The 20030-nt window shown below is 40.6% G+C and carries 21 protein-coding genes, 1 pseudogene and 1 other annotated feature (1 of these 23 only partly in view); of the genes and pseudogenes, 3 read left to right on the plus strand and 19 right to left on the minus strand.

All coding sequences use genetic code 11. The features are described 5' to 3' along the window. Positions 1-69 (minus strand) — a binding site (T-box leader) (it extends 173 nt beyond the left edge of the window). A gap of 77 nt (positions 70-146) precedes the next feature. The 3 genes from MKZ05_RS12010 to MKZ05_RS12020 all read right to left on the minus strand — a co-directional run bounded on the left by MKZ05_RS12010 (position 147) and on the right by MKZ05_RS12020 (position 3666). Further along, on the minus strand, positions 147-896 hold the full coding sequence (locus MKZ05_RS12010) for an SDR family oxidoreductase (RefSeq protein ID WP_339160236.1): 750 nt from the start codon (positions 894-896) through the stop codon (positions 147-149). 164 nt (positions 897-1060) lie between these two features. Next, a complete protein-coding gene (locus tag MKZ05_RS12015) occupies positions 1061-2218 on the minus strand; it encodes an iron-containing alcohol dehydrogenase (protein ID WP_339160238.1) in 1158 nt (385 codons plus the stop codon). Further along, positions 2215-3666, minus strand: coding sequence for an alanine/glycine:cation symporter family protein (locus MKZ05_RS12020; RefSeq protein ID WP_217012241.1), 1452 nt, complete (start codon positions 3664-3666; stop codon positions 2215-2217). Before MKZ05_RS12020 ends, MKZ05_RS12015 begins: the two co-directional genes overlap by 4 nt. A 138-nt stretch (positions 3667-3804) precedes the next feature. Here MKZ05_RS12020 and MKZ05_RS12025 point away from each other — a divergent pair, with 138 nt between their 5' ends. Next, positions 3805-4698: a LysR family transcriptional regulator gene (locus MKZ05_RS12025; protein WP_339160241.1), complete on the plus strand. Its 894-nt coding sequence runs from the start codon at positions 3805-3807 to the stop codon at positions 4696-4698. A gap of 218 nt (positions 4699-4916) precedes the next feature. On the opposite strand, the gene fdhA is transcribed toward MKZ05_RS12025, so the two are convergent. Beyond that, complete coding sequence (gene fdhA, locus MKZ05_RS12030) at positions 4917-6131, minus strand: formaldehyde dehydrogenase, glutathione-independent (protein WP_339160244.1); 1215 nt, start codon at positions 6129-6131, stop codon at positions 4917-4919. Between the two features lie 421 nt (positions 6132-6552). Next, positions 6553-7155 (minus strand): methyltransferase domain-containing protein, encoded by a 603-nt coding sequence (locus tag MKZ05_RS12035; protein ID WP_339162418.1) that lies wholly within the window; start codon positions 7153-7155, stop codon positions 6553-6555. A 317-nt stretch (positions 7156-7472) separates the two neighbouring features. Here MKZ05_RS12035 and MKZ05_RS12040 point away from each other — a divergent pair. Continuing rightward, positions 7473-7547 (plus strand): annotated as a pseudogene (locus tag MKZ05_RS12040) (YjcZ family sporulation protein); the annotation flags it as partial. Between the two features lie 43 nt (positions 7548-7590). Here the strand turns inward: MKZ05_RS12040 and MKZ05_RS12045 are convergent. The 7 genes from MKZ05_RS12045 to MKZ05_RS12075 all read right to left on the minus strand — a co-directional run bounded on the left by MKZ05_RS12045 (position 7591) and on the right by MKZ05_RS12075 (position 12270). Next, positions 7591-7746 carry a hypothetical protein gene (locus tag MKZ05_RS12045; protein ID WP_223251167.1) on the minus strand — a complete coding sequence of 52 codons (156 nt, stop codon included), beginning with the start codon at positions 7744-7746 and terminating at the stop codon, positions 7591-7593. Positions 7747-7912: 166 nt separating this feature from the next. After that, a complete protein-coding gene (locus MKZ05_RS12050) occupies positions 7913-8047 on the minus strand; it encodes a YrzI family small protein (protein ID WP_012010698.1) in 135 nt (44 codons plus the stop codon). A gap of 447 nt (positions 8048-8494) precedes the next feature. After that, positions 8495-8725, minus strand: a complete 231-nt coding sequence (locus tag MKZ05_RS12055; RefSeq protein WP_003216296.1) for a YrhC family protein — start codon at positions 8723-8725, stop codon at positions 8495-8497. Positions 8726-8797: 72 nt separating this feature from the next. Continuing rightward, complete coding sequence (locus tag MKZ05_RS12060; protein WP_003216259.1) at positions 8798-9946, minus strand: bifunctional cystathionine gamma-lyase/homocysteine desulfhydrase; 1149 nt, start codon at positions 9944-9946, stop codon at positions 8798-8800. 1 nt (position 9947) lies between these two features. Next, the gene (locus MKZ05_RS12065) at positions 9948-10871 is read right to left on the minus strand and encodes a cysteine synthase family protein (protein WP_137054929.1); all 924 of its coding nucleotides are present in this window, start codon (positions 10869-10871) and stop codon (positions 9948-9950) included. 46 nt (positions 10872-10917) lie between these two features. Then, the gene (gene mtnN / locus MKZ05_RS12070; RefSeq protein ID WP_050943689.1) at positions 10918-11613 is read right to left on the minus strand and encodes a 5'-methylthioadenosine/S-adenosylhomocysteine nucleosidase; all 696 of its coding nucleotides are present in this window, start codon (positions 11611-11613) and stop codon (positions 10918-10920) included. Between the two features lie 15 nt (positions 11614-11628). Next, positions 11629-12270: a class I SAM-dependent methyltransferase gene (locus tag MKZ05_RS12075; RefSeq protein WP_050943688.1), complete on the minus strand. Its 642-nt coding sequence runs from the start codon at positions 12268-12270 to the stop codon at positions 11629-11631. A gap of 186 nt (positions 12271-12456) precedes the next feature. Between MKZ05_RS12075 and MKZ05_RS12080 the strand changes: the two genes are divergently transcribed. After that, entirely contained in the window at positions 12457-12660 is a 204-nt protein-coding gene (locus MKZ05_RS12080; protein WP_034620637.1) for a YrzA family protein, read from the plus strand. A 35-nt stretch (positions 12661-12695) separates the two neighbouring features. On the opposite strand, the gene MKZ05_RS12085 is transcribed toward MKZ05_RS12080, so the two are convergent. The 7 genes from MKZ05_RS12085 to MKZ05_RS12115 form a co-directional block, all read right to left on the minus strand. Then, a complete protein-coding gene (locus MKZ05_RS12085) occupies positions 12696-13361 on the minus strand; it encodes a YrrS family protein (protein WP_050943687.1) in 666 nt (221 codons plus the stop codon). A gap of 67 nt (positions 13362-13428) precedes the next feature. Next, complete coding sequence (locus tag MKZ05_RS12090) at positions 13429-15171, minus strand: penicillin-binding protein 2 (protein ID WP_339160247.1); 1743 nt, start codon at positions 15169-15171, stop codon at positions 13429-13431. 50 nt (positions 15172-15221) lie between these two features. Then, positions 15222-15695, minus strand: coding sequence for a transcription elongation factor GreA (gene greA, locus MKZ05_RS12095; protein ID WP_003216248.1), 474 nt, complete (start codon positions 15693-15695; stop codon positions 15222-15224). Between the two features lie 651 nt (positions 15696-16346). After that, positions 16347-16979 (minus strand): uridine kinase, encoded by a 633-nt coding sequence (gene udk / locus MKZ05_RS12100; RefSeq protein ID WP_050943685.1) that lies wholly within the window; start codon positions 16977-16979, stop codon positions 16347-16349. Positions 16980-16986: 7 nt separating this feature from the next. Then, positions 16987-18255 (minus strand): U32 family peptidase, encoded by a 1269-nt coding sequence (locus MKZ05_RS12105; RefSeq protein ID WP_339160248.1) that lies wholly within the window; start codon positions 18253-18255, stop codon positions 16987-16989. 20 nt (positions 18256-18275) lie between these two features. Beyond that, a complete protein-coding gene (locus MKZ05_RS12110) occupies positions 18276-19205 on the minus strand; it encodes a peptidase U32 family protein (protein WP_050943683.1) in 930 nt (309 codons plus the stop codon). Then, complete coding sequence (locus MKZ05_RS12115) at positions 19202-19867, minus strand: O-methyltransferase (RefSeq protein WP_310426378.1); 666 nt, start codon at positions 19865-19867, stop codon at positions 19202-19204. The genes MKZ05_RS12110 and MKZ05_RS12115 overlap by 4 nt, the downstream gene beginning before the upstream one ends. Positions 19868-20030: the final 163 nt, after the last annotated feature.

Below are 20030 nucleotides of genomic sequence, written 5' to 3' on the forward strand. Positions count from 1 at the left end.
CTTCTCAGCTTCACGGAGTTCTCTGTGCGGGACAGCTCATGATGTACTCTTCTCTATTTGCGCTATGTCTTTATTTCATCACGATCTTCAGTTGAATTGTTACATATTGTACTGCGCCTTGATCAAAGCGTCAATGTTTTTTCAAGTTAATCAGCATAGATCATCTTTCTGGTCATGCCGCCATCAACGACTAAATCTGTGCCGGTCACAAATTGATTCTCCTCATCGGTTAAATAAAAGCAGGCCTTCACAATATCCTTTGGCGTGCCGACTCGATTGGAAAGATGCTGTTGGTGATCGATCTCTCGAAGATTCTCCTCATCCTTCGTTTCAATCCATCCAGGTGAAATGCTATTCACCGTGATATGATCCGAACTAAAAGAAGCCGCTAAGGCATGAGTCAGCGCAGATATTCCGCCTTTTGATGCGGCATATGCTTCTGTATGAGGCTCTGACATGGTCGCGCGGGTGGATGAAATGTTCACAATAGAACCGCCTTTTGGATTCTCTTTTATATAACGTGCTGCTTCTCTTGCACATAAAAAAGTCCCTCTTAGGTTCGTCTGTAACACACGATCCCACTCATCAAGCGTTAATTCATAAGGCGATACTGTGCACATGACACCAGCATTATTAATGAGAATATCAATCGTTTTACAGCGCTCCGCCGCAAACGACATGAACTGCTGAATCTCCTTTTCTTGCGTCACATCCGTTTTCTTAAAATAAGCTTCTAATGATTCTTTTTTTAGCTCTTCCTCCAAGCGCTTACCCTTTTCTTCATCTATATCCGCAAGCACCACTCGTGCTCCTTCTTTTGCATAGCCCCAGGCGATCATTTCACCAATTCCATTGGCTGCGCCTGTGATGATAACGGTTTTATTGTGAAATTTCATTGTTTATCCAACCCTTTCTCCATCAGATGTTGTCGTCTATCATACCACTCATATATAGACGATACCTAGCCACATGAAACATAAAAGAACACCCTCCAAGTGATCGTGTCATGAAGAGGGTGTTTCTTTGGAATTCATTGATTCTATTTTTCTATATGGTGATTTTAAAAAGCAGCCTTTAAAATATCTAAGTAGTCGGCTTTCGTAACAGTACGAACATTGCTTGATGTAGAGCCGTTTTGTTCTGCTAATTCAGCCATTTTTTCAAAATCCTCTTCTTTTACATAAGATAAATCTTTTAGTGCTGGAATACCTAATTTTTTTGTGAATGTATACATGCCATCAATTAATTTTTGAATCGCCACATCATCTGAATCCGTTTTATCTGCAAAGCTCATTATTTTGGCAAGCTCTGCGTGTAATACCTTGTTTTCGACTGCATTGAATTGCATAACATAAGGCAAAAATACCGCGTTTGCGATACCATGAGGTGTATCATAAAGACTACCAAGTGCTTCTGCTAAGCAATGAACGGCTGCGACATCGGCTGAACCGAAGCATAAGCCGGCTAGTAAGCTCCCTTCCTGCATTTTGTATCTCGCTTCTAGATCAGATCCATTTTCATATGCCTTGGGTAAGTATTTCACAATTATCTCCATTGCACTTGAACCCATTGCTTTGGAAATAGGATTTGTTACTTTACATGAATAGCCTTCAATAGCATGTACCAATGCATCCACGCCTGTTGCGGCTGTTATGCCTTTTGGCACCGTCAATGTAAGAGCAGGATCTAAAATCGCAATGGTTGGCCGAAGCAAGCCATGCTTTAATGTGATTTTTTTATGTGAAGCAGCTAACGTAATGACAGATGAACGGGTCACCTCAGAACCAGTACCAGCCGTTGTTGGAATACAAATTAATGGAGATAGATTAGCATACGCCTTCTTTCCTGATATATAATCTTCAGGAATGCCGCCATTTGGACCTAATAAAGCAATCGCTTTCGCCGTATCCATTGGACTTCCGCCACCAATCGCAATGACCGCTGATGCTTGTTCTTTTCTAAAGAGCTCTGCACCAGCTAGACATTCACTATCTCTAGGATTTGGAGATACTTGATCAAATACAACGACAGGATAACCAGCTTCCTGCAAATACGCTTCAATAGGCTGAACGAGCCCTGCGCTCTTCACACCAGAGTCCGTCACCAGCATAACTGTGGCACCCGGCAATACAATATCTTCTACTATAGAACCGATTTCTTTTGATTGACCAGTCCCCATCATCATTTTTGTTTGGCAATGATATTCAAAATTCATCATGATTTTTCTACTCCTTCATTTGTGTTTATGGAGTTAGCAGTTTGTTTTTCTGCTCCCCACCATTCTATTTCTTTTAAACCTGGTATGCTAGATGCATAAAAGACAGGATCTTTGCCTAACAATCTTTGTTGAATGTAATCATCCAAAGCGGCAAAAGCGAACTTGCCTAGAATTGCAATCGCAATCAAGTTGACAATTGCCATAATGGCCATCGACAAGTCGGCCAAAGTCCAAACGATTTGTATGTTGGCCACAGCCCCAAACATGATCATCATTAATACCATAATTCGATACATCAATAGCGCTGTTACACTTTTATGGATAAAACCGATATTGGCTTCACCATAATAGTAGCCACCTACAATAGAACTAAAAGCAAAAGTAAATATAGCAAATGCTAAGAAAATACTAGCCCAAGATCCAAAATGCTGTGCCATTGCTGCTTGTGTAATTTCGATACCAGATAATTCACCAGCTGTTTCTACTGTCGATAGCATAATAATAAAGGCAGTACAGCTACAAACAACTAATGTATCAAAAAATACACCTAATAATTGAACAAACCCTTGTTTTACTGGATGCGAAACATTAGCGGCAGCAGCGGCATTTGGAGCACTTCCCATTCCTGCTTCATTGGAAAAGAGCCCACGTTTTACACCGTTCATTATCGCAGCACCAATCCCGCCCCCAACGATTTGCTCTAACCCAAACGCACTTTTCATAATACTTGTTAATGCCGCGGGTACAGCACCGATATTTGTGACAATCACATAAAGTGCTAAAATGATATAAAATGCCGACATAATTGGCACAATGATTTGTGTAAAATTAGCGATTCGCTTGACACCACCAAAAATGATGCAAGCAGTAAAAATTGTGACAAATAGCCCCATGGCAATTGGGCTGATCCCAAATGAATATTGAAAGGCATTTGTAATTGTATTCGTTTGTACAGCGTTAAAAATTAAGCCGAAACTAAGAATAACAGAAAAGGCAAAAACCCTGCTTGGCCACTTCATTCCGAATTGCTTTTGAATATAGTAGCCTGGTCCCCCTTTAAATCCATCATTTGTTCTAATTTTATAAATTTGAGCTAGTGTACTTTCAACAAACGCAGAAGCTCCCCCTAAAACGGCCGCAAACCACATCCAGAAAATAGCTCCTGGACCGCCCACTGTGATGGCAATCGCAACGCCTGCCATATTTCCAGTACCAATTCTTGTAGCAGCTCCAATAAAAAAAGCTTGCATAGATGAAATTTCATGACTTCCCTTTTTGGTTTTGGGCGCTTTTTCAAAAATAGAACGGAAAATCTCTTTTAGTAAGACAATTTGCATAAATTTCATTCTCACTGTAAAGTAGATTCCTATGCCGATTAACATGACTACTAAAATATATGTCCATAAAAAATCATTCACTGAATTGACAATCATTTCAAACAAAGCCATCTCCCCTTTGCAAATCTGAATATTTGAAATAACACAACTTGCAAGCGCTTACTTTTATGATAGTAAAAATGTTATGATCAATCTATAGAGGTTTTCTGATGATATCAATCGGCTGATCCGATTTAGGGAGGCTTGAAGTTGGAGATCAAACAACTGATGATGTTCCAAACAGCATCAAAAGTATTAAACTTTACAAAAACTGCACAAATGCTTGGTTATGCTCAATCTAGCATCACAGCAAATATTGTTGCACTGGAAGAAGAGCTAGGAACCCCTCTATTTGAAAGGCTTGGAAAAAGGGTGGTCTTAACAGAAGCTGGCAAACAATTTCAACATTATACGGATAAAATTTTAGGCTTAACTGGGGAAGCATTAGAGGCTGTTGGCGGAATGAATGAGCCAAGCGGCATTTTGAGAATATGTGCATCTGAAACACAATGCACCTACCGGCTTCCTCACATTTTAACGGACTTTCAAACAAAGTATCCAAAAGTCGAACTGATCTTCCGCCCAGGAATAGCGGAAAAGGATGTTCTAAATCTATTATTAGAAGGACAAATTGATGTCGCTTTATTGTCCATGAATCCTGTAGTATCCTCACATTTACTTGTAAAAGAATTAAAAGATGAACCGATGGCCATTGTATGCTGCCCAACAAATCCTTTGAGCAAAAAACAAAAAGTATATCCAATTGATTTGAACGAGCAAAGATTGTTGTTAACTGAAGACTGTGATTATCGCTACGCCTTTGAACATTCATTAACACAAGCGGGAGCAAAACCGAGAAGTAAACTAGAATTAGCAGATGTAGAAGCCATAAAAAAATGTGTAATGGCTGGCTTAGGAATTGCTGTACTTCCTGAAATTTCTGTGAAAAGAGAAATTTTAGAAGGCAATATCATCAAAATCAATTGGGTGGAACCCAGTTTCTCAACAAAAATTCAACTATTTTGGCATAAAAACAAATGGATGTCCCCTGCTTTAAAAGCATTTGTGGATTTAACAGAGGACTACATACTCTTGCATGGCTAGCAGAGATCAACTCTAGATTAAATAAAAGAAGGACTGTTATAACAACTTACTGAGAGATTTGATCATTCTAAATAACTAAACAAAGCTAATCAGTGGCTGTGTAAGTTTTGTTTCTTATATTTAGAATGGAAACCTCTGAATCTTAAAAGTCTATTTACACAAAAAAACTTACAGGATATAATCTCCCGTAAGTTTTTTCGATTATTCTCATTGATTCATTATTTAGAAATCACCCCATGCGGGTCAATGACAAATTTCTTCGCTACACCGGAATCAAAGTCGCTGTATCCTTGAGGGGCTTGATCAAGGTTAATGACGGTTGCATTCACCGCTTTGGCGATTTGTGCTCTTCCGCTTAAAATGGATTTCATTAGACTGCGGTGATATTGCATGACAGGGGTTTGGCCTGTCACAAAGGTATGGGCTTTTGCCCAGCCGAGTCCAATTCGCACTTTCAGTGATCCAACTTTTGCATCAGCATCCACTGCACCTGGGTCTTCTGTGACGTAAAGCCCTGGGATTCCGAGTTTACCGCCAACTTTGGTAATATCCATAATTGTATTTAAAACGGTTGCAGGCGCTTCTCCTTGATCTCCATGACCTGAAGCCTCAAAGCCAACACAATCGACGGCACAGTCTACTTCTGGCTCTCCTAAGATATTGGTGATTTGTTCGCCGATTCGATCATGTTTTCTTAAATTGATCGTCTCACAGCCAAAGCTTCTGGCCTGCTCCAGCCTTTGTTCATTCAAATCACCGACAATGACCGTAGAAGCGCCAAGAAGCTGAGCGGAATGCGCTGCGGCAAGACCTACTGGCCCTGCACCGGCAATATATACGGTTGAACCAGGCTTTACTCCAGCCGAATATGCACCGTGAAAACCTGTCGGGAAAATATCGGAAAGCATCGTCAGATCAAGTATTTTTTCCATCGCTTGATCTTTGTCTGGAAATTTCAGCAGCTGGAAATCTGCATACGGCACCATGACGTACTCGGATTGGCCGCCAACCCATCCGCCCATATCGACATATCCATAGGCAGAGCCTGGACGGTCCGGGTTTACATTTAAGCACACATGGGTTTTTTGTTCCTTACACATGACGCATCGTCCACAAGCAATATTAAAGGGAACGGACACAAGGTCTCCTTTTTGAATAAACTCCACATCTCGTCCAACCTCAACGACTTCACCTGTAATTTCATGACCAAGGACTAGTCCTGCAGGCGCAGTGGTACGACCTCTCACCATGTGCTGGTCACTTCCGCAAATATTCGTCGTCACTACTTTTAAAATGACGCCATGCTCACATTTGCGCCCCACATTGGCTTTCGGTACACCCGGGCCATCTCTTAAAATCAAATCAGGGTATCCAATATCCTCAACTGCTACATTTCCTGCTCCTTTATAAACGACACCTTTGTTTCCCGACATATTTTCATTCCTCCCTTTTTGTTTAAAAATGAAGTCTCTACAATTTTCTCTACTTCTGAAGCAATTCCCTGCTCCAAATGGCACAATTGATAAAAAAAAGCGAAAAATGTCTATCACGGAGAGAAAAATGTATCTTCCAGTCAAATAAAAAAGAAAATATTGAAAAAAAAGCTAAACTTTTGAAGAACGGTGTCGATATAATAAATAAGCCAGACAGGTATCCTTAATCGACAAACAAATTCCTTATATATACTATCATTCCTTACACACCTGGCTGGCGCCTACATCATATACAAAAGTCTCTTCTGGTGAAGAGACTTTTTTTTAATTCGTTCAAACATGATTCAATGACACGCAAAGAAGCTCCTCTCACGAAGAGCCTCTTTTAGAATGCTTGTTCATTACCTGGGAAATATTTTCATCATTTTAACGCTTTGATACAGATGTATGTATCATAGTGATAAACCGAAACTTCTCTAAAGTGATACGCTGAAAATAGGCGGCTGATCTCTTGTTCACTATACGATGAAAAAGAATGTGACCGCTTTTGTTCCTTCATCAGTTCCTGCTGTTGGAATGATAAGAATACTTCTCCATCCACTTGAAGAACGCGGTACACTTCCTTCATGACTTGCTCAATATCCTTCAAGTAATAAATGGTCTGCACCGTAAATAATTTATTGAATGATCTGTCTTCAAAAGGTAAATGCTCGGCTTTACCAAGAGTCACAAGGGCTTTATCCTGTTCCACAAGCTTCTTATGTTTTCTTTTTGCATATTTGATCATATGGCGAGAGGCATCCACTCCATATACTTTACCGCGATCAAGTTTCTCTGCTACCTTCGATAATGTCATGCCTCTTCCAGTACCGATTTCTAAAATCCGGTCATTTTCTTGTATATTTAAGAGTTGAATCGTCCATTCATTGATATTATGATGATTTTTTTCCATATAGCGGGCAACCCATTTTGAGAACAAGCCTTTTGGTTCCCTCATTTGTTTTCCAATCCAGCTTTGAATCAATGTTAACACCTGCTTTGCACCAGTAAATAAAACTATTTACGAATTTTCTTACTTTTCATATCGGCTCACACCTAACAAAGTTTAAGACCTAGTCCTAATCATTTGTTATTGATTAGACGGCATCTTTTCAGAAAATGTTTCGCAGAACTTCAAAAAATTTAATCCGAATAGGCGTTTTCATTAATTGTGCTCAGATTGATTTCGTTTTCTGCATGAGCTGCATATTTTATGAATGTATCTTGATTAGATAAAGGTGGTGCTAGATTATGGGCTTTGGTGGAGGTTATGCTGGAGGCTGCGGTGGTTACGGTGGCGGCTTTGCAGGCGGATTCGCATTGCTTGTTGTACTGTTCATTTTGTTGATCATCATCGGTGCAAGCTGGATTTGCTAATGTAAAAGGAGCAGGAAACGATAACGTTTCCTGCTCCTTTTCTTTAATACCAATAAGCTCGGTACTGATACATATATTGTCTGAGCATTTCCTCTTGCTCTCTTTGCATTCGGTACGGATTGCCGTATCCATGCTTTAAGGAATGCGGAATGGATGCATATCCGTGCCCCACTGACGGAAACCTCATATATGGTGACATCGACATTCGTTGATCACCTCACAATCTCCTTTTACGGATATCATATGTGCAGATGATCAATGTGGAGCGTGTCTAAACCTGGTCCTTCTCCATAGTATAACAATCAAGTATTGCAAGCATCATAAACATGTCAATCTCCTCCTTTTCGCATTTTTCTTTTCGTATTTTAGTTCATGTACTTTAGTTGTTTCTGCTTCATTTCTTCATAAAATGTTTCGACTTGTTGTTCATAAAGAACTGTTTCAATGTCTTTGTATTTTCGTCGGATCGTCAATGTGATAAAAAATAAATGGATTGTCATATACGCTCACCTCCCTTCAGTTCGCAGCACGCGAAATAGCCCGCAGATCTTCTTTGTCAGTTGACCTGTGGGCACACAAAAATGCAGATCAAAAGACAGTGTCTTCCAACCTGCAATGGATGATACGTAAAATCCTCGTTTACTTTAACAGTTTTGAAGCGTGTGCACCGTATAAGGTAAAGGAAGGACACGAGCTCTTCCACAGGCTGATGACATGATGAAATTGTTGGTTGAATTGTTCACAAGTAGATACGAATAACATATTCTTCAGCCTCCTTTACGTTTTTAATTACTTTGTTAGTATATCCAGCAAGCACCATTTTGTAAACCTGTTTTTAGTAAAATAGATGATTTTTGTGTGTTTGACTAAATTTCTACATTTATTCTTGTCCGATTGTCCAATACAATCAAAAAAGCCCCCTCACGTATATGAGGAGACTTTTCGAATTAATCTTCATCTAGTTCTTGCAGTTTCTTTTGAAAAAAGATCGCGCGTCTCACACAAAGAAAAGCTGCTAATAAGAAAATACAATCAATTCCCATCATCAGCATTTTTGGAGATGCTTCGATGTGTTGGCTTGGTATGATCGTACCAATATATAAAAAGGTGCTGACAGCAAGCAAAATAAAAGCGTACTGCTTGTAATCTGTCACTAAACCACTCCACTTTTTCTTCACTTGAATCACCTTCCTGTTTAACATGTCTATTGATAGCTTAACATAGTAAAAGAAAGGTAGTGGCATGTAAATCTATCCATTCACTAGTGCGTTTAGCCCCTGCTTCATATCATTCAGTAAATCATCCACATCTTCAATCCCGACGGATATACGAATTAACCCATCAGTGATGCCAAGCTCCTCGCGGCGGTCTTTTGGAATGGACGCATGAGTCATTCGAGCAGGAACAGAGATTAAGCTTTCAACCGCTCCAAGGCTTTCTGCGATCGTAAACAGCTTAAGCTGACTTAAAAACACATCGACATGTTCTTCTTTTCCAATGTCAAAAGAGATCATGCCGCCGTAGCCTGATGCTTGCGTTTTTGCAAGTTCATGTCCAGGGTGAGCATCAAGGCCTGGGTAATAAACACGTGTGACTGCTGGATGTTGTTCTAAAAACTCAGCGATTTTCTGTGCATTTTGCTGATGTGCTTCCATTCTTAGTCCAAGCGTTTTGATTCCTCTCATGAGAAGCCATGAATCCTGCGGTCCAAGAATTCCACCAGTAGAATTTTGAACAAAATGCAGTTCTTCCCCAAGCTCTTCCGTCGCTGTTACAACTAGCCCGCCTACGACATCACTGTGGCCGCCTAAATATTTAGTGGCACTATGCAGGACAATGTCCGCCCCATATTCAATCGGCCTTTGGAAATAAGGTGTGAAAAATGTATTATCAACAATCATTAAGATGTTGGCTTCTTTTGTCAATTGGCCGATCGCTTTGAGATCAGTCATTTTCAGTAAAGGATTGGTTGGTGATTCAATGTAAACCGCTTTTGTTTCGGGTAAAATCGCCTTTTTCACTGCTTCAGGATCACTTGTGTCAACAAAGGTCGCTTGAATGCCAATACGGTTGAGTACCTTTGTGATGACGCGGTACGTTCCGCCGTATACGTCATCTGTCAGGACAATATGATCTCCGCTGTTAAACAGCATCATCACTGCCGTAATGGCAGCCATTCCTGAACCAAATGCGTAGCCGTTTGCTCCTCCTTCAAGGTCACGAATGACGGTTTCTAGTGCCGTTCTTGTTGGATTCGCAGTTCTTGAATATTCATATCCTGTATGTTCGCCTGCTTTCGGCTGCTTATATGTGCTCACTTGATATATCGGCACAGACACAGCGCCCGTTTTTTCATCACCAGTTGTTCCGCTGTGTATCATCATTGTTTTTCGTTTCATTTTATTTTCCTCCCTCATAAATTCCTTTACTTAAATACCGTTCACTGCTGTCAGGAAAAATGGTGACGATGACTGTCCCAGGTGCTGCCTTCTTCGCTTCTTCTAAAGCGGCAAATAACGCTGCACCCGAAGAACTCCCGATGAGAACGCCTTCTTTTTCAGCAGCTACTTTCACCATTTGGAAAGCATCATCATCACTGACGGTATATATCTCATCGAATAAAGCAGATTCCATATAATCTGGGATAAATTCAAGGCCGATTCCTTCCGTTCTATGCGGACCCGGATCTCCTCCATTTAAAATCGATCCTTCAGGTTCGACAACAACTGTTTTTAACGCAGGATGCTGCTCTTTTAAATAGGCAGCACACCCTTGAAAAGTCCCGCCAGATCCCGCTCCTGCCACGAATACATCGATATTTCCTTGCAAATCGGACCATAATTCTGGGCCAAGTGTTTTATAGTAAGTCAATGGATTTACTTGGTTTTTAAATTGTAAAACGCAATAGGCATTGTCAAGGCTTGCCTCTAGTTCAAGGGCTCGATCAATCGCACCCTGCATGCCCTCTTTTCTTGGTGTATGAATAATCTCTGCACCGAGCGCTTTCATGAGCTGTTGTTTTTCTTGACTAAAATGTTCTGGTACGCAAAAAATGGTCCGCAATTGATGCTTTCTTGCACTGAGGGCAAGCCCAATTCCTGTGTTTCCAGCAGTTGCTTCAATGATGGTTCCACCAGGGCGCAATTTGCCAGATGCTAATGCTTCTCTTATGAGCATATCACCTAAACGATCTTTAATACTTCCACCCGGATTCATCATCTCAAGCTTTGCATATACCTCTACACCTTCCGGGATGCCGATTCCTGACAGTTTTAAAAGCGGTGTGCGGCCAATTAATTCTGTAATATCCTTTATGACAGCCATATGATTCCCTTCCTTTGTATGGAAAAGAAGGGGGAATCCCCTTCTTTTATTGAGTTTGCTTTATCATACGCAAGACAAGGTCGGTTGAGTGAATCGCTGCTTGTTCAAGAAATTGATCAAATGAGACATTGGATTCTTTCCCTGCAATATCAGATAGCGCTCGAACGACAACAAATGGCGTTCCAAAGAGCTGGCAAACTTGTGCAACGGCTGCGGCTTCCATTTCCACCGCATATAGCTCTGGAAACTTCTCTCTCACAAACGCTACACGATCCGGATCATTCATAAATGAATCTCCGGTTGCAATCGTTCCTTTTGCCACTTGGATATGATCGATCTCTAAAGCCGATTCCTCTGCCAGCTTCACAAGCTTTTCGTCTGCAACAAAAGCAGCTGGCAATCCTGGTACTTGTCCGTATTCGTAATTAAAGATCGTGACATCCACATCATGATGTCTAACATCAGTAGAGATGACAATATCCCCTACATTTAATGTGTGATGGAAACCGCCAGCTGATCCTGTATTGATCACATAATCCGGCTGAAAGCGGTCAAGCAGAAGTGTTGTGCTGACCGCTGCATTCACTTTTCCAATCCCTGATTTTAATAAAATCACTTCTTTATCTTCATAAACACCTGTTGTGAATTCACACCCAGCGATGTTTTCTTGTGTAGCATTCTTTAGTTGATCTCTTAATATCGTCACTTCTTCTTCCATTGCACCTATGACTGCGATTTTCAAATCAAAAACATCCTTTCATTCCCTTTTCTTCGCTTCTACGATCCAAACAAAATCATTCATTTGATGAAAGGACGTACTAAAACCTTCTTCTTCAAAGATTTGCTTTAGCACATCGATGGATGGATAATATTCTGTTTCTAAATCTTCAGCAAGCTGATCGAATCCTGCCGCTTTCGCTTTGTCAATTTCAGCTTGATGTGCTGCTTGATTTTGAAACATTGTATCAGCAAAGACTATTTTACCATCTGAGTGAAGGATGTTGCTATAGGTGTGAATGGCTTGTTTTTTTTCTTCGTCCGTTAAATGGTGGAAAGCATATGAACTGACGATTGTATCCGGCTCAAATGGCAGCGCTGGAAATGATAAAAAATCCCCATCATGAATCACATCGGGTATTCCCTTTTGAAGAGCCGCTTTCTTCATGGCGTCTGAAGGTTCAACGCCAAATACGTTCTTATCAGCTGCGAGCAGTGCCGCTGTTAAATTCCCCGTGCCGCTTCCAAACTCAAGAACATCTTGACCTGCACGCAGAACAATTTCTTTTAAAATAACCGGATACCGGCGAAACACTTCTTCATACTGCTCATCATGACCACTTACCGTGTCGTCATAAGAGTCAGCCCAATGATCAAATAAAGAAAGAAACTCACGTCCCATTTTCTTTCCCTCCACTTTATCTATTTATTCCTATGCGTATAGTATGTTTTAATCCGTCGAACAGTTCCTATCCTACCACATCTTCAGTTTCTTTCCTACTAAAAAATACTGGGAGGGGTAGAAAAATATTTGCTCTTTTAGAGGAGAGAGATTAAGATGAATGAAGAGTATGGAGAGGTGAATCAAATGGATTTCCAGTTGGATTTTCTAAAGGATAAAATTGAATTCTTTGAAGCATCGTCTTTAAAAGAACTTGAACAAAAGATCCAAAAACAAATTGAACATAATCAGGCAATCTTGCTGACCGTTCATTCTGTCAGTCATCAAACGACTGTGATCGATGACCGGATTTTGTATACAGCGGTTGTTCATTTTAAGGCGAATATCTAAAAAAAGATAGCATGGCTGCTATCTTTTTTTCATGTTTATTTTAATTTTTCAACCTTTACAGGTTTCCAGCCTTTTTCATCTACCCATGTGATTTCCACGCGGTAGCGTTCGCCTGTTGATTTGTCACGGATGGTTCCCTTTGCATCTTGAGGGCCCCCGTTATTTCCTAACCAAAGAACTGTCATTTGATCTTCTGAAATTCCCGTTGCATAGGACATGGCTTTCATCATTTCTTTCCAGTCTTTTGAGTTAGAATCATAGGTTGCTGTATGTGAACCGGATTGCTCTGTTCCTACAGGCTCCCAGTCATCGCTTTCGTATGTTTTGTCTACGTCACTCGTTTTGCCGCCATCTGTTTCTTTGGCGTCTTTTAACGCATCTTTATTAGGCTCTTTTTCATCATCTGACTTCTTCGCATCGTCGTCTTGATCAGATGAGTCATCTTTTTTTGCATCTGAATCATCGGATGTGTCTTTCTTTTGATCTTTCACATCTTCATCTGATTTTTGTTTATTTTCACTTGTTGCAGGCGCTGTTTTAGATGGTTCTTTCGCTACATCTGTGTCTTTCGGTTTATTAAAAATTAATAAACTCGTTGCGACCACCAAAATAAGCACCACAACGATACCAATTAATATGTTAAGCACCATATTGGCCTTTCTGCGCTTATCACGATGTTCAAATCGAGAATTTCTACTCAAAATCTCTGCACTCCTTTGCCTCTGTTCCCTAAGTCGTTACTATTTTAACATGACATGAAGGGATGTTCTATGTCTGTTTCTTTTCAATTTCGTTGACCTTTTTTACAATATCATAAAACGCATCATTTGTCTTAGCCCGCCCACTTGTCTCATCAAGGTGAACAACGACAAGAGCATATTTTGGTTTTTCCACCGGAAAGTATCCAGCAAACCACTTATGATAAAGCGGATTCCCCTTTTTATCTTTACTGCCAGTTTGGGCAGTGCCTGATTTCCCCGCCACATCAAATGGAAGGTCTCGAAACCTTCTTCCTGTTCCTTTGTCAGACGTTACCACCTGCCTTAAGTACTTTTGCAGTTTTTGTGCTGTATAGCGGTCAATACTGCCCCCTTCTGGTCGTTTGTTTTGAAAGGTTAGCATCGTTGTTCCGTTTTGATACAGCACTTTTTCAGCGATTTTCACTTCTTTTCGTTCTCCGCCTCTTGCAATCGACGCCATCATATTGGCCATTTGCAAAGGAGTCGTTTTGACATTTTTTTGCCCTATTGCGGTTTGGGCAATAGCCTTTTTAACATGCTTGTCTCTTTTATCCCCCCACACATTGCCGGTTTCTTCACGATCAAACTGTTTGAAATGCTGCTTATGATAGACATCCCCTTCCCAGCCAGCTCGATCAATGAGTCCAAGCTTTGCAGCCGTCTTTTCAATGATTTGATCATCTGTTTGGATCAGCTTGTCAGCAAGTGTTGCAAAGGTATAATTACAGCTCTGCGAAAAGCTCTCAGACAGATTCAGCACTTCCTGCGTTCCTTCTGGCTCTCCATATAAATTCTTTCGACAGTCATACATCGTTTGTGGCTGGTCGAGGTTTTTTTCGATTGCTGCGGCAAGTACAGCGGTTTTAAAGACAGAGCCTGGTGCCATGGCAGTCAGCATGTAATTTCTTGCTTCATGCCGGTTTTTGCTTGTGACGTTTGGCATACTTGCCATCGCCAGCACACTGCTGCTTTCAATGTCGAGCAGAACGGCCCCGCCTTTTTCGACGCCCTGGTCTTTCAGTACCTTCTCCATTTCAGCTTGCATGTTTTCATCAATTGTTGTTTGAACTTGAAGAGGATAAAATGAATGAGCCTCTGCTGTATATTTGACGTCCATCCCAAACAAAGGGTTTCCCCTTCCGTCCACATGATATAACAATTTTGTGTCTTGCTCGGGTAATAAAAATTCGTCAAAGGTACTTTCCAGCCCAAAAGTGCCGATTTCTGTACGGATGGAAAGCTCTTTTTTGTCAGGATAACGCTTTCTGAGCAATTCTGGATTCTCGCTCGTGAAGCCTAATGTGTGGAAGGCAAGTCTTTTTTTGTCCTTCTCTTTCATATATACGCCGTACACACCTGAATATTTCATATCATTGATGTCTTTCAGCTTTTTTTTCGTGATGTCATCTTTGAGAATCAGAGGTTTTTTGGTTTCTGTCAGCTGTTTTTTGAGTTCATCTTCTTCCATCTCAAGAATAGAGGCGGTTTGTTTTAAATGAGGAAGATCATATTGCAGGAAAGGAAATAAGATCACCGCAGGCTGTTCTTTTGTGAGAAGCGCCTCGCCGTTTCGATCTAAAAATTCACCGCGGCCATCTGAAATGACCACTTCTTCTGTACGCTGTTTGACACTTTCTTGTATTAAATTGATATCAAGCTTTGAAAAAGATTCTGTGAAAAACAGTTGAATTTCTGCCAGTCTGATGAGAAGACCGAGCAGCAGCATAAATATAATAGCACCTGTCCATTGAATTCTACGTTTTTTGCGCATAAAAACACCTCGTCCCTATTGTGGACGAGGTGTTTATCGTATAAACGTGATTATGAAATTTTTACAATTTGGACGAACATTTCTCCGCCAGGTGTTTGAACGGTTACTTTGTCGTCTACTTGTTTGCCTAATAGGCTTTTTGCAATTGGTGAATCGTTTGAAATCTTTCCTTCGAACGGATCAGCTTCTGCACTTCCAACGATTGTGTAAGACTCTTCTTCTCCGTCTGGTAATTCAACGAAAGTGACTGTTTTACCAAGTGAGACAATATTTGAGTTTCCTTCATCTTCGATAATTTTGGCATTGCGAATCATATTATCAAGCGTAGTGATACGCCCTTCTACAAACGCTTGCTCTTCTTTAGCAGAATCATATTCCGAGTTTTCAGAGAGGTCTCCAAAGCTTCTAGCAATTTTAATACGCTCTACAACCTCTTTACGTTTAACCGTTTTCAAATGTTCAAGCTCTTCTTCTAATTTCCGTTTTCCTTCTTCTGTCATTGGAAATACTTTCTCTTGTGCCATGAATCATTCACTCCTTCTATTAATCCTCATCATACATACTTTCTGCACGTGAGTAACGACTGAAATATACAAGAATGAGGACTTCTTCATGCCCTCATTCCTTCTGTCCCATATTTGTAAAAGTCCATCTTACATGGCGTCCCTTTTAGATGCAACTATTATGCCTTTTCTCAGATAGGACCATCCGCAGCGGTCAAAAGATGATCTATCTTATCGCACAAACTGTGGAAAGGCACAGGAAGCTCCTGTACCTCGTTCGCCATTTCGATCATATGTAGAAGAATAGCTTATCCATTCTCCATCTTCCCAATACATAATATGGTCAGTGTACGATATGTCTATGCTATATTATTACATAATTGCTTTTTGATCAAGAATTGTTTGAAAATTTGTGATGATTTGTTTGTCGTTTTTTTAATATACTTTTACAAAATCGAAACCACTTCAATATTCAGCTTGAAAACGACATTTTTCTACATCTATTTCACATCATTGTTTTCCTATCATATCAAATCTTTCATTCAAAGTGTTACTTCTTAAAATATTTAAGCAGCTTCTACTTTTAGAAACAAGTGAAATATGGTATTTATTCTCTTTATTATGATGTTGAAAAGACCTTTACAATGTAAAGGTCTTTTTCTCCTCCACCATTTACTCTGCTCGGTTTTGAAGAATCGTTTGAATTTTTGTCACCATTAAATCAATCGCCACATGGTTTTGGCCGCCTTCTGGGATGATGATGTCAGCGTATCGCTTTGTCGGTTCAATGAATTGATTATGCATGGGTCTGACAACAGATACATACTGTTCAATCACAGAATCGATTGAACGGCCTCTTTCTTTCGTATCGCGTAAAATGCGGCGAATGATGCGAAGATCTGCATCTGTATCGACATACAGTTTAATATCCATTAAGTCTCTTAGACGTTCGTCTTCTAGTGCAAAGATGCCTTCAACAATGATAACATCCTTTGGTTCAACATGGACAGTCTCTTCTGAACGTGTGTTGAGCTTGAAATCATATATTGGTTTTTCAATGGATTCGTACTTTAAGAGCTGTTCCAAATGCTCAAACATCAGGTCATTGTCGAATGCGAGCGGATGATCATAGTTCGTAAGCAGACGCTCTTCAAATGGCATATGACTTTGATTTTTGTAATATAAATCTTGCTGAAGCATGAGGATGGAATGTCCTTTAAATTTTTCATAGATTGAATTGGTGACGCTCGTTTTACCTGAACCTGAGCCGCCAGCAATTCCAATGACAACTGGTTTACTCCTCATGTGCCTGTTATTTCCCCTTTCTCATCATGTTGCTAGGGTATACTTTTTGATCGAGCTTGAAGTTGACGATTTGTAGCGGATGACGAGCGGCATCTAGTTCATTTCCTTTTTCATCCCAAATCGTCTCAATTTTGCATGTGAAATTCTCAATTTCTGGTCCGAAAAATTCGACTTCGTCACCAGCTTTAAAGAAGTTACGCTGCTGCAATGTGACGATTTGTTCTTTTTCATCATAATGAAGAACGAGACCTGCGAAATCAAAAGTCGTTTTCTTTCCATGAATGCCAAACATTTGCTCATCCGTTCCTGGTACACCTTCAAAAAAGGCTGGTGCTGTATCGCGGTTTGCACATTTATCTAATTCATCTAACCATTCCTGCTTAATGACAAAATTGTCCGGGTCTGCACAATAGGCGTCGATGACTTTGCGATACACACTCACGACAGTTGCCACATAATGAATTGATTTCATTCGCCCTTCGATTTTCAAGCTGTCAATTCCCATTTCGATCATTTGAGGAATGGATTCGACAAGCTTTAAGTCTTTTGGACTCATCGCAAATGATGCGTCTTCCTCTCCAAATAATGGCGCTTCCTCAGAACCTTCTAGTTTATAAAGATCATAATCCCAGCGGCAGGACTGGCAGCAGCCCCCGCGGTTAGAATCTCTTGCCGTCATATGGTTACTGAGCACGCAGCGGCCAGAGTAAGCAATACACATCGCACCGTGAATGAACGTTTCAATTTCAATATCGACCTTTTCTTTCATTTCTCTAATTTCAAGCGCACTTGTCTCGCGAGCCAGCACCACACGCTCAAGCCCTTCTTCTTTCCAAAACTGAACAGCTTTCCAGTTCGAAAGAGATTGCTGTGTGCTTAAATGGACTTCAAGCTTCGGTGCGACACGTTTACACGTTTCAATGATCAGCGGGTCAGCCACAATAATGCCCGCTACTCCAGCGCCTTCAATCCCTTGAAGGTATTCCTCCAGCCCGTCCATGTTTTCGTTGTGGGCAAAGATATTCGTTGTCACATAGATTCGTGCACCGTATTTTTTTGCAAATGCAACACCTTCAGCCATTTCCTCAATCGAAAAGTTGTCGGCATTTGAACGAAGTCCAAATTCTTTTCCGCCTATAAAGACAGCGTCTGCTCCGTAATGTACAGCAATTTTCAGCTTTTCCAAGTTTCCTGCTGGTGCAAGCAGTTCTGGTTTTTTTGTAATGACACGTTTCCCGTCAATCATTTCAGAAATACCATCTATCAATAGTGCCATTTCCTCTGCCTCCTCTTATATTAATAAACCGTTTCTTTAAAGAAGAACCCTGTATCAATTGAACGATTCACTGGCTGAATCTCTTCAATCCGCTTCACCCAGTCCTCTTTCTGATCTTCATACGCGTCTTTGTCAGTCGCTAATAAATCAATTGCTTTTCTATATAGAGACGTCACCTCTGTCATATAAGAAAGTGACTTTAAAATTCCGTCAATTTTAAATGAGTCAATGCCTGCATCAACAAATTCCTCTAATTCATCAATCATACACACATCATTTGGACTCATAATATGAGTGCCGTTTGCATCCTCGAAAATAGGGTATTTGTTTTGACGCTCTTGATCATGAAGGAATAGTCCTTCCTCCATATTTCTGCCTTCGACGTCCATTTGTTTGCCCTGATATTCAAAGTAGTTGCCAATGAGCGTACGTTTTGATTGGAACATACATGTCATGCCATGGACTTGAATTTCGATTTCCACCTCGGCATTTTCTTTGATGTCTATGACACTGTCCATATTCAGTTCTTTGGCAAGAACAGCACGCGTTGCACCTTTTCTGCCCCAGTAGTTACAAGTGTAGTAGTTTGTCCCAGTCGTTTCTGTACTCCAGTGGAGATTCAGGCTTACCCCTGCTTCTTTGGCGGCCATGATCACAGCTGGGTCTCCAAAGACGACGCCGTCTACGTTTAACGCGTCGAGAAAGGTTAAGTAATCTCCAAGCAGCTGCACACGATCATTATGAAAGATCGCATTCATCGCCACATACACTTTTTTGTGATGCGCATGTGCAAGCAGAGCCGTCTGTTTCACATCTTCTCTTGAAAACTCGCCTGCAAGACGAATACCGTATGTTTGTTCGCCTATTAAGAATGCATCAGCTCCCGCCTCGATTAATGGCAGTACATCTGACACCTTGCTTGGCGTCACAAGCAATTCTGGTTTTTTCATGATTGGTCACCTCTTTTTGTACTAATGGCGATCCCGTCCCCCACTGGAATAATGCACGTTTGGAAATCGGGGTTTGACATAAGCCATTGATTGTATCGATCAATTTTTCCAATTAATTGTTTTTTTCTTTTATCTTCTATTTCTTCTTCATAGTTCGTTGCCACTAAGCCTTTAAATAATACGTTGTCTGTAATAATCATTCCGTCATGAGCAAGCATCGGTTCAAACAGCTCAAAAAAACGTTTGTACTGCCCTTTTGCGGCATCAATAAAGATCACATCATAGGGCGCCATCGTTTGGACTGTTTTAGCCGATTCCATGGCATCACCAAAGAACACGTGTATTCTTTCTTTTAACTTTAATTCCTCAATGTTCCGTGTCGCTTCTTCATAGCGTTTCGCATTTCGCTCAATCGTAAAAATTTCAGCAGCTGGTAGAGCTGTCGCCATTCGAATGGCGGAGTAGCCTATCGCTGTCCCAACCTCAAGAATTTTCTTCGGCTTTTTCATCGACAGCAGCTGCAGTAAAAGCTCAATGCTCACCTTTTCCATAATTGGCACATGATGCTCTTTTGCATATGCCTCTAATTGAGCGATTGCATGAGGACTTGGGTGAATTAAATGTTCAATATAATCATTCATTTGATCATCTTCGATAGTCATTATTTGTCTAGCTCCTTCATGACCTGAAAAAGAAGAGTCCTGCCTGTTGCAGCTCTCTTTCTCGTCAATCTTTCGTTCATCTAAGTAAAACAACCCGATATATTTTACCACAAAGAAGTGGTAATTGCGAACCTATAAAATGGATATTCCAACGAAAAAAACT

It is taken from the genome of Bacillus sp. FSL M8-0277 (assembly GCF_037975305.1).
Taxonomy (GTDB): Bacteria; Bacillota; Bacilli; order Bacillales; family Bacillaceae; genus Bacillus; species Bacillus pumilus.

Coding starts and splice junctions, on each gene's coding strand:
- MKZ05_RS12010 (WP_339160236.1), bottom strand. CDS start 896: ATGAAATTTCACAATAAAACCGTTATCATCACAGGCGCAGCCAATGGA.
- MKZ05_RS12015 (WP_339160238.1), bottom strand. CDS start 2,218: ATGATGAATTTTGAATATCATTGCCAAACAAAAATGATGATGGGGACT.
- MKZ05_RS12020 (WP_217012241.1), bottom strand. CDS start 3,666: ATGGCTTTGTTTGAAATGATTGTCAATTCAGTGAATGATTTTTTATGG.
- fdhA (WP_339160244.1), bottom strand. CDS start 6,131: ATGTCGGGAAACAAAGGTGTCGTTTATAAAGGAGCAGGAAATGTAGCA.
- MKZ05_RS12045 (WP_223251167.1), bottom strand. CDS start 7,746: ATGTCACCATATATGAGGTTTCCGTCAGTGGGGCACGGATATGCATCC.
- MKZ05_RS12050 (WP_012010698.1), bottom strand. CDS start 8,047: ATGACAATCCATTTATTTTTTATCACATTGACGATCCGACGAAAATAC.
- MKZ05_RS12060 (WP_003216259.1), bottom strand. CDS start 9,946: ATGAAACGAAAAACAATGATGATACACAGCGGAACAACTGGTGATGAA.
- MKZ05_RS12065 (WP_137054929.1), bottom strand. CDS start 10,871: ATGGCTGTCATAAAGGATATTACAGAATTAATTGGCCGCACACCGCTT.
- MKZ05_RS12075 (WP_050943688.1), bottom strand. CDS start 12,270: ATGGGACGTGAGTTTCTTTCTTTATTTGATCATTGGGCTGACTCTTAT.
- MKZ05_RS12080 (WP_034620637.1), top strand. CDS start 12,457: ATGGATTTCCAGTTGGATTTTCTAAAGGATAAAATTGAATTCTTTGAA.
- MKZ05_RS12090 (WP_339160247.1), bottom strand. CDS start 15,171: ATGCGCAAAAAACGTAGAATTCAATGGACAGGTGCTATTATATTTATG.
- greA (WP_003216248.1), bottom strand. CDS start 15,695: ATGGCACAAGAGAAAGTATTTCCAATGACAGAAGAAGGAAAACGGAAA.
- udk (WP_050943685.1), bottom strand. CDS start 16,979: ATGAGGAGTAAACCAGTTGTCATTGGAATTGCTGGCGGCTCAGGTTCA.
- MKZ05_RS12105 (WP_339160248.1), bottom strand. CDS start 18,255: ATGGCACTATTGATAGATGGTATTTCTGAAATGATTGACGGGAAACGT.
- MKZ05_RS12110 (WP_050943683.1), bottom strand. CDS start 19,205: ATGAAAAAACCAGAATTGCTTGTGACGCCAAGCAAGGTGTCAGATGTA.
- MKZ05_RS12115 (WP_310426378.1), bottom strand. CDS start 19,867: ATGACTATCGAAGATGATCAAATGAATGATTATATTGAACATTTAATT.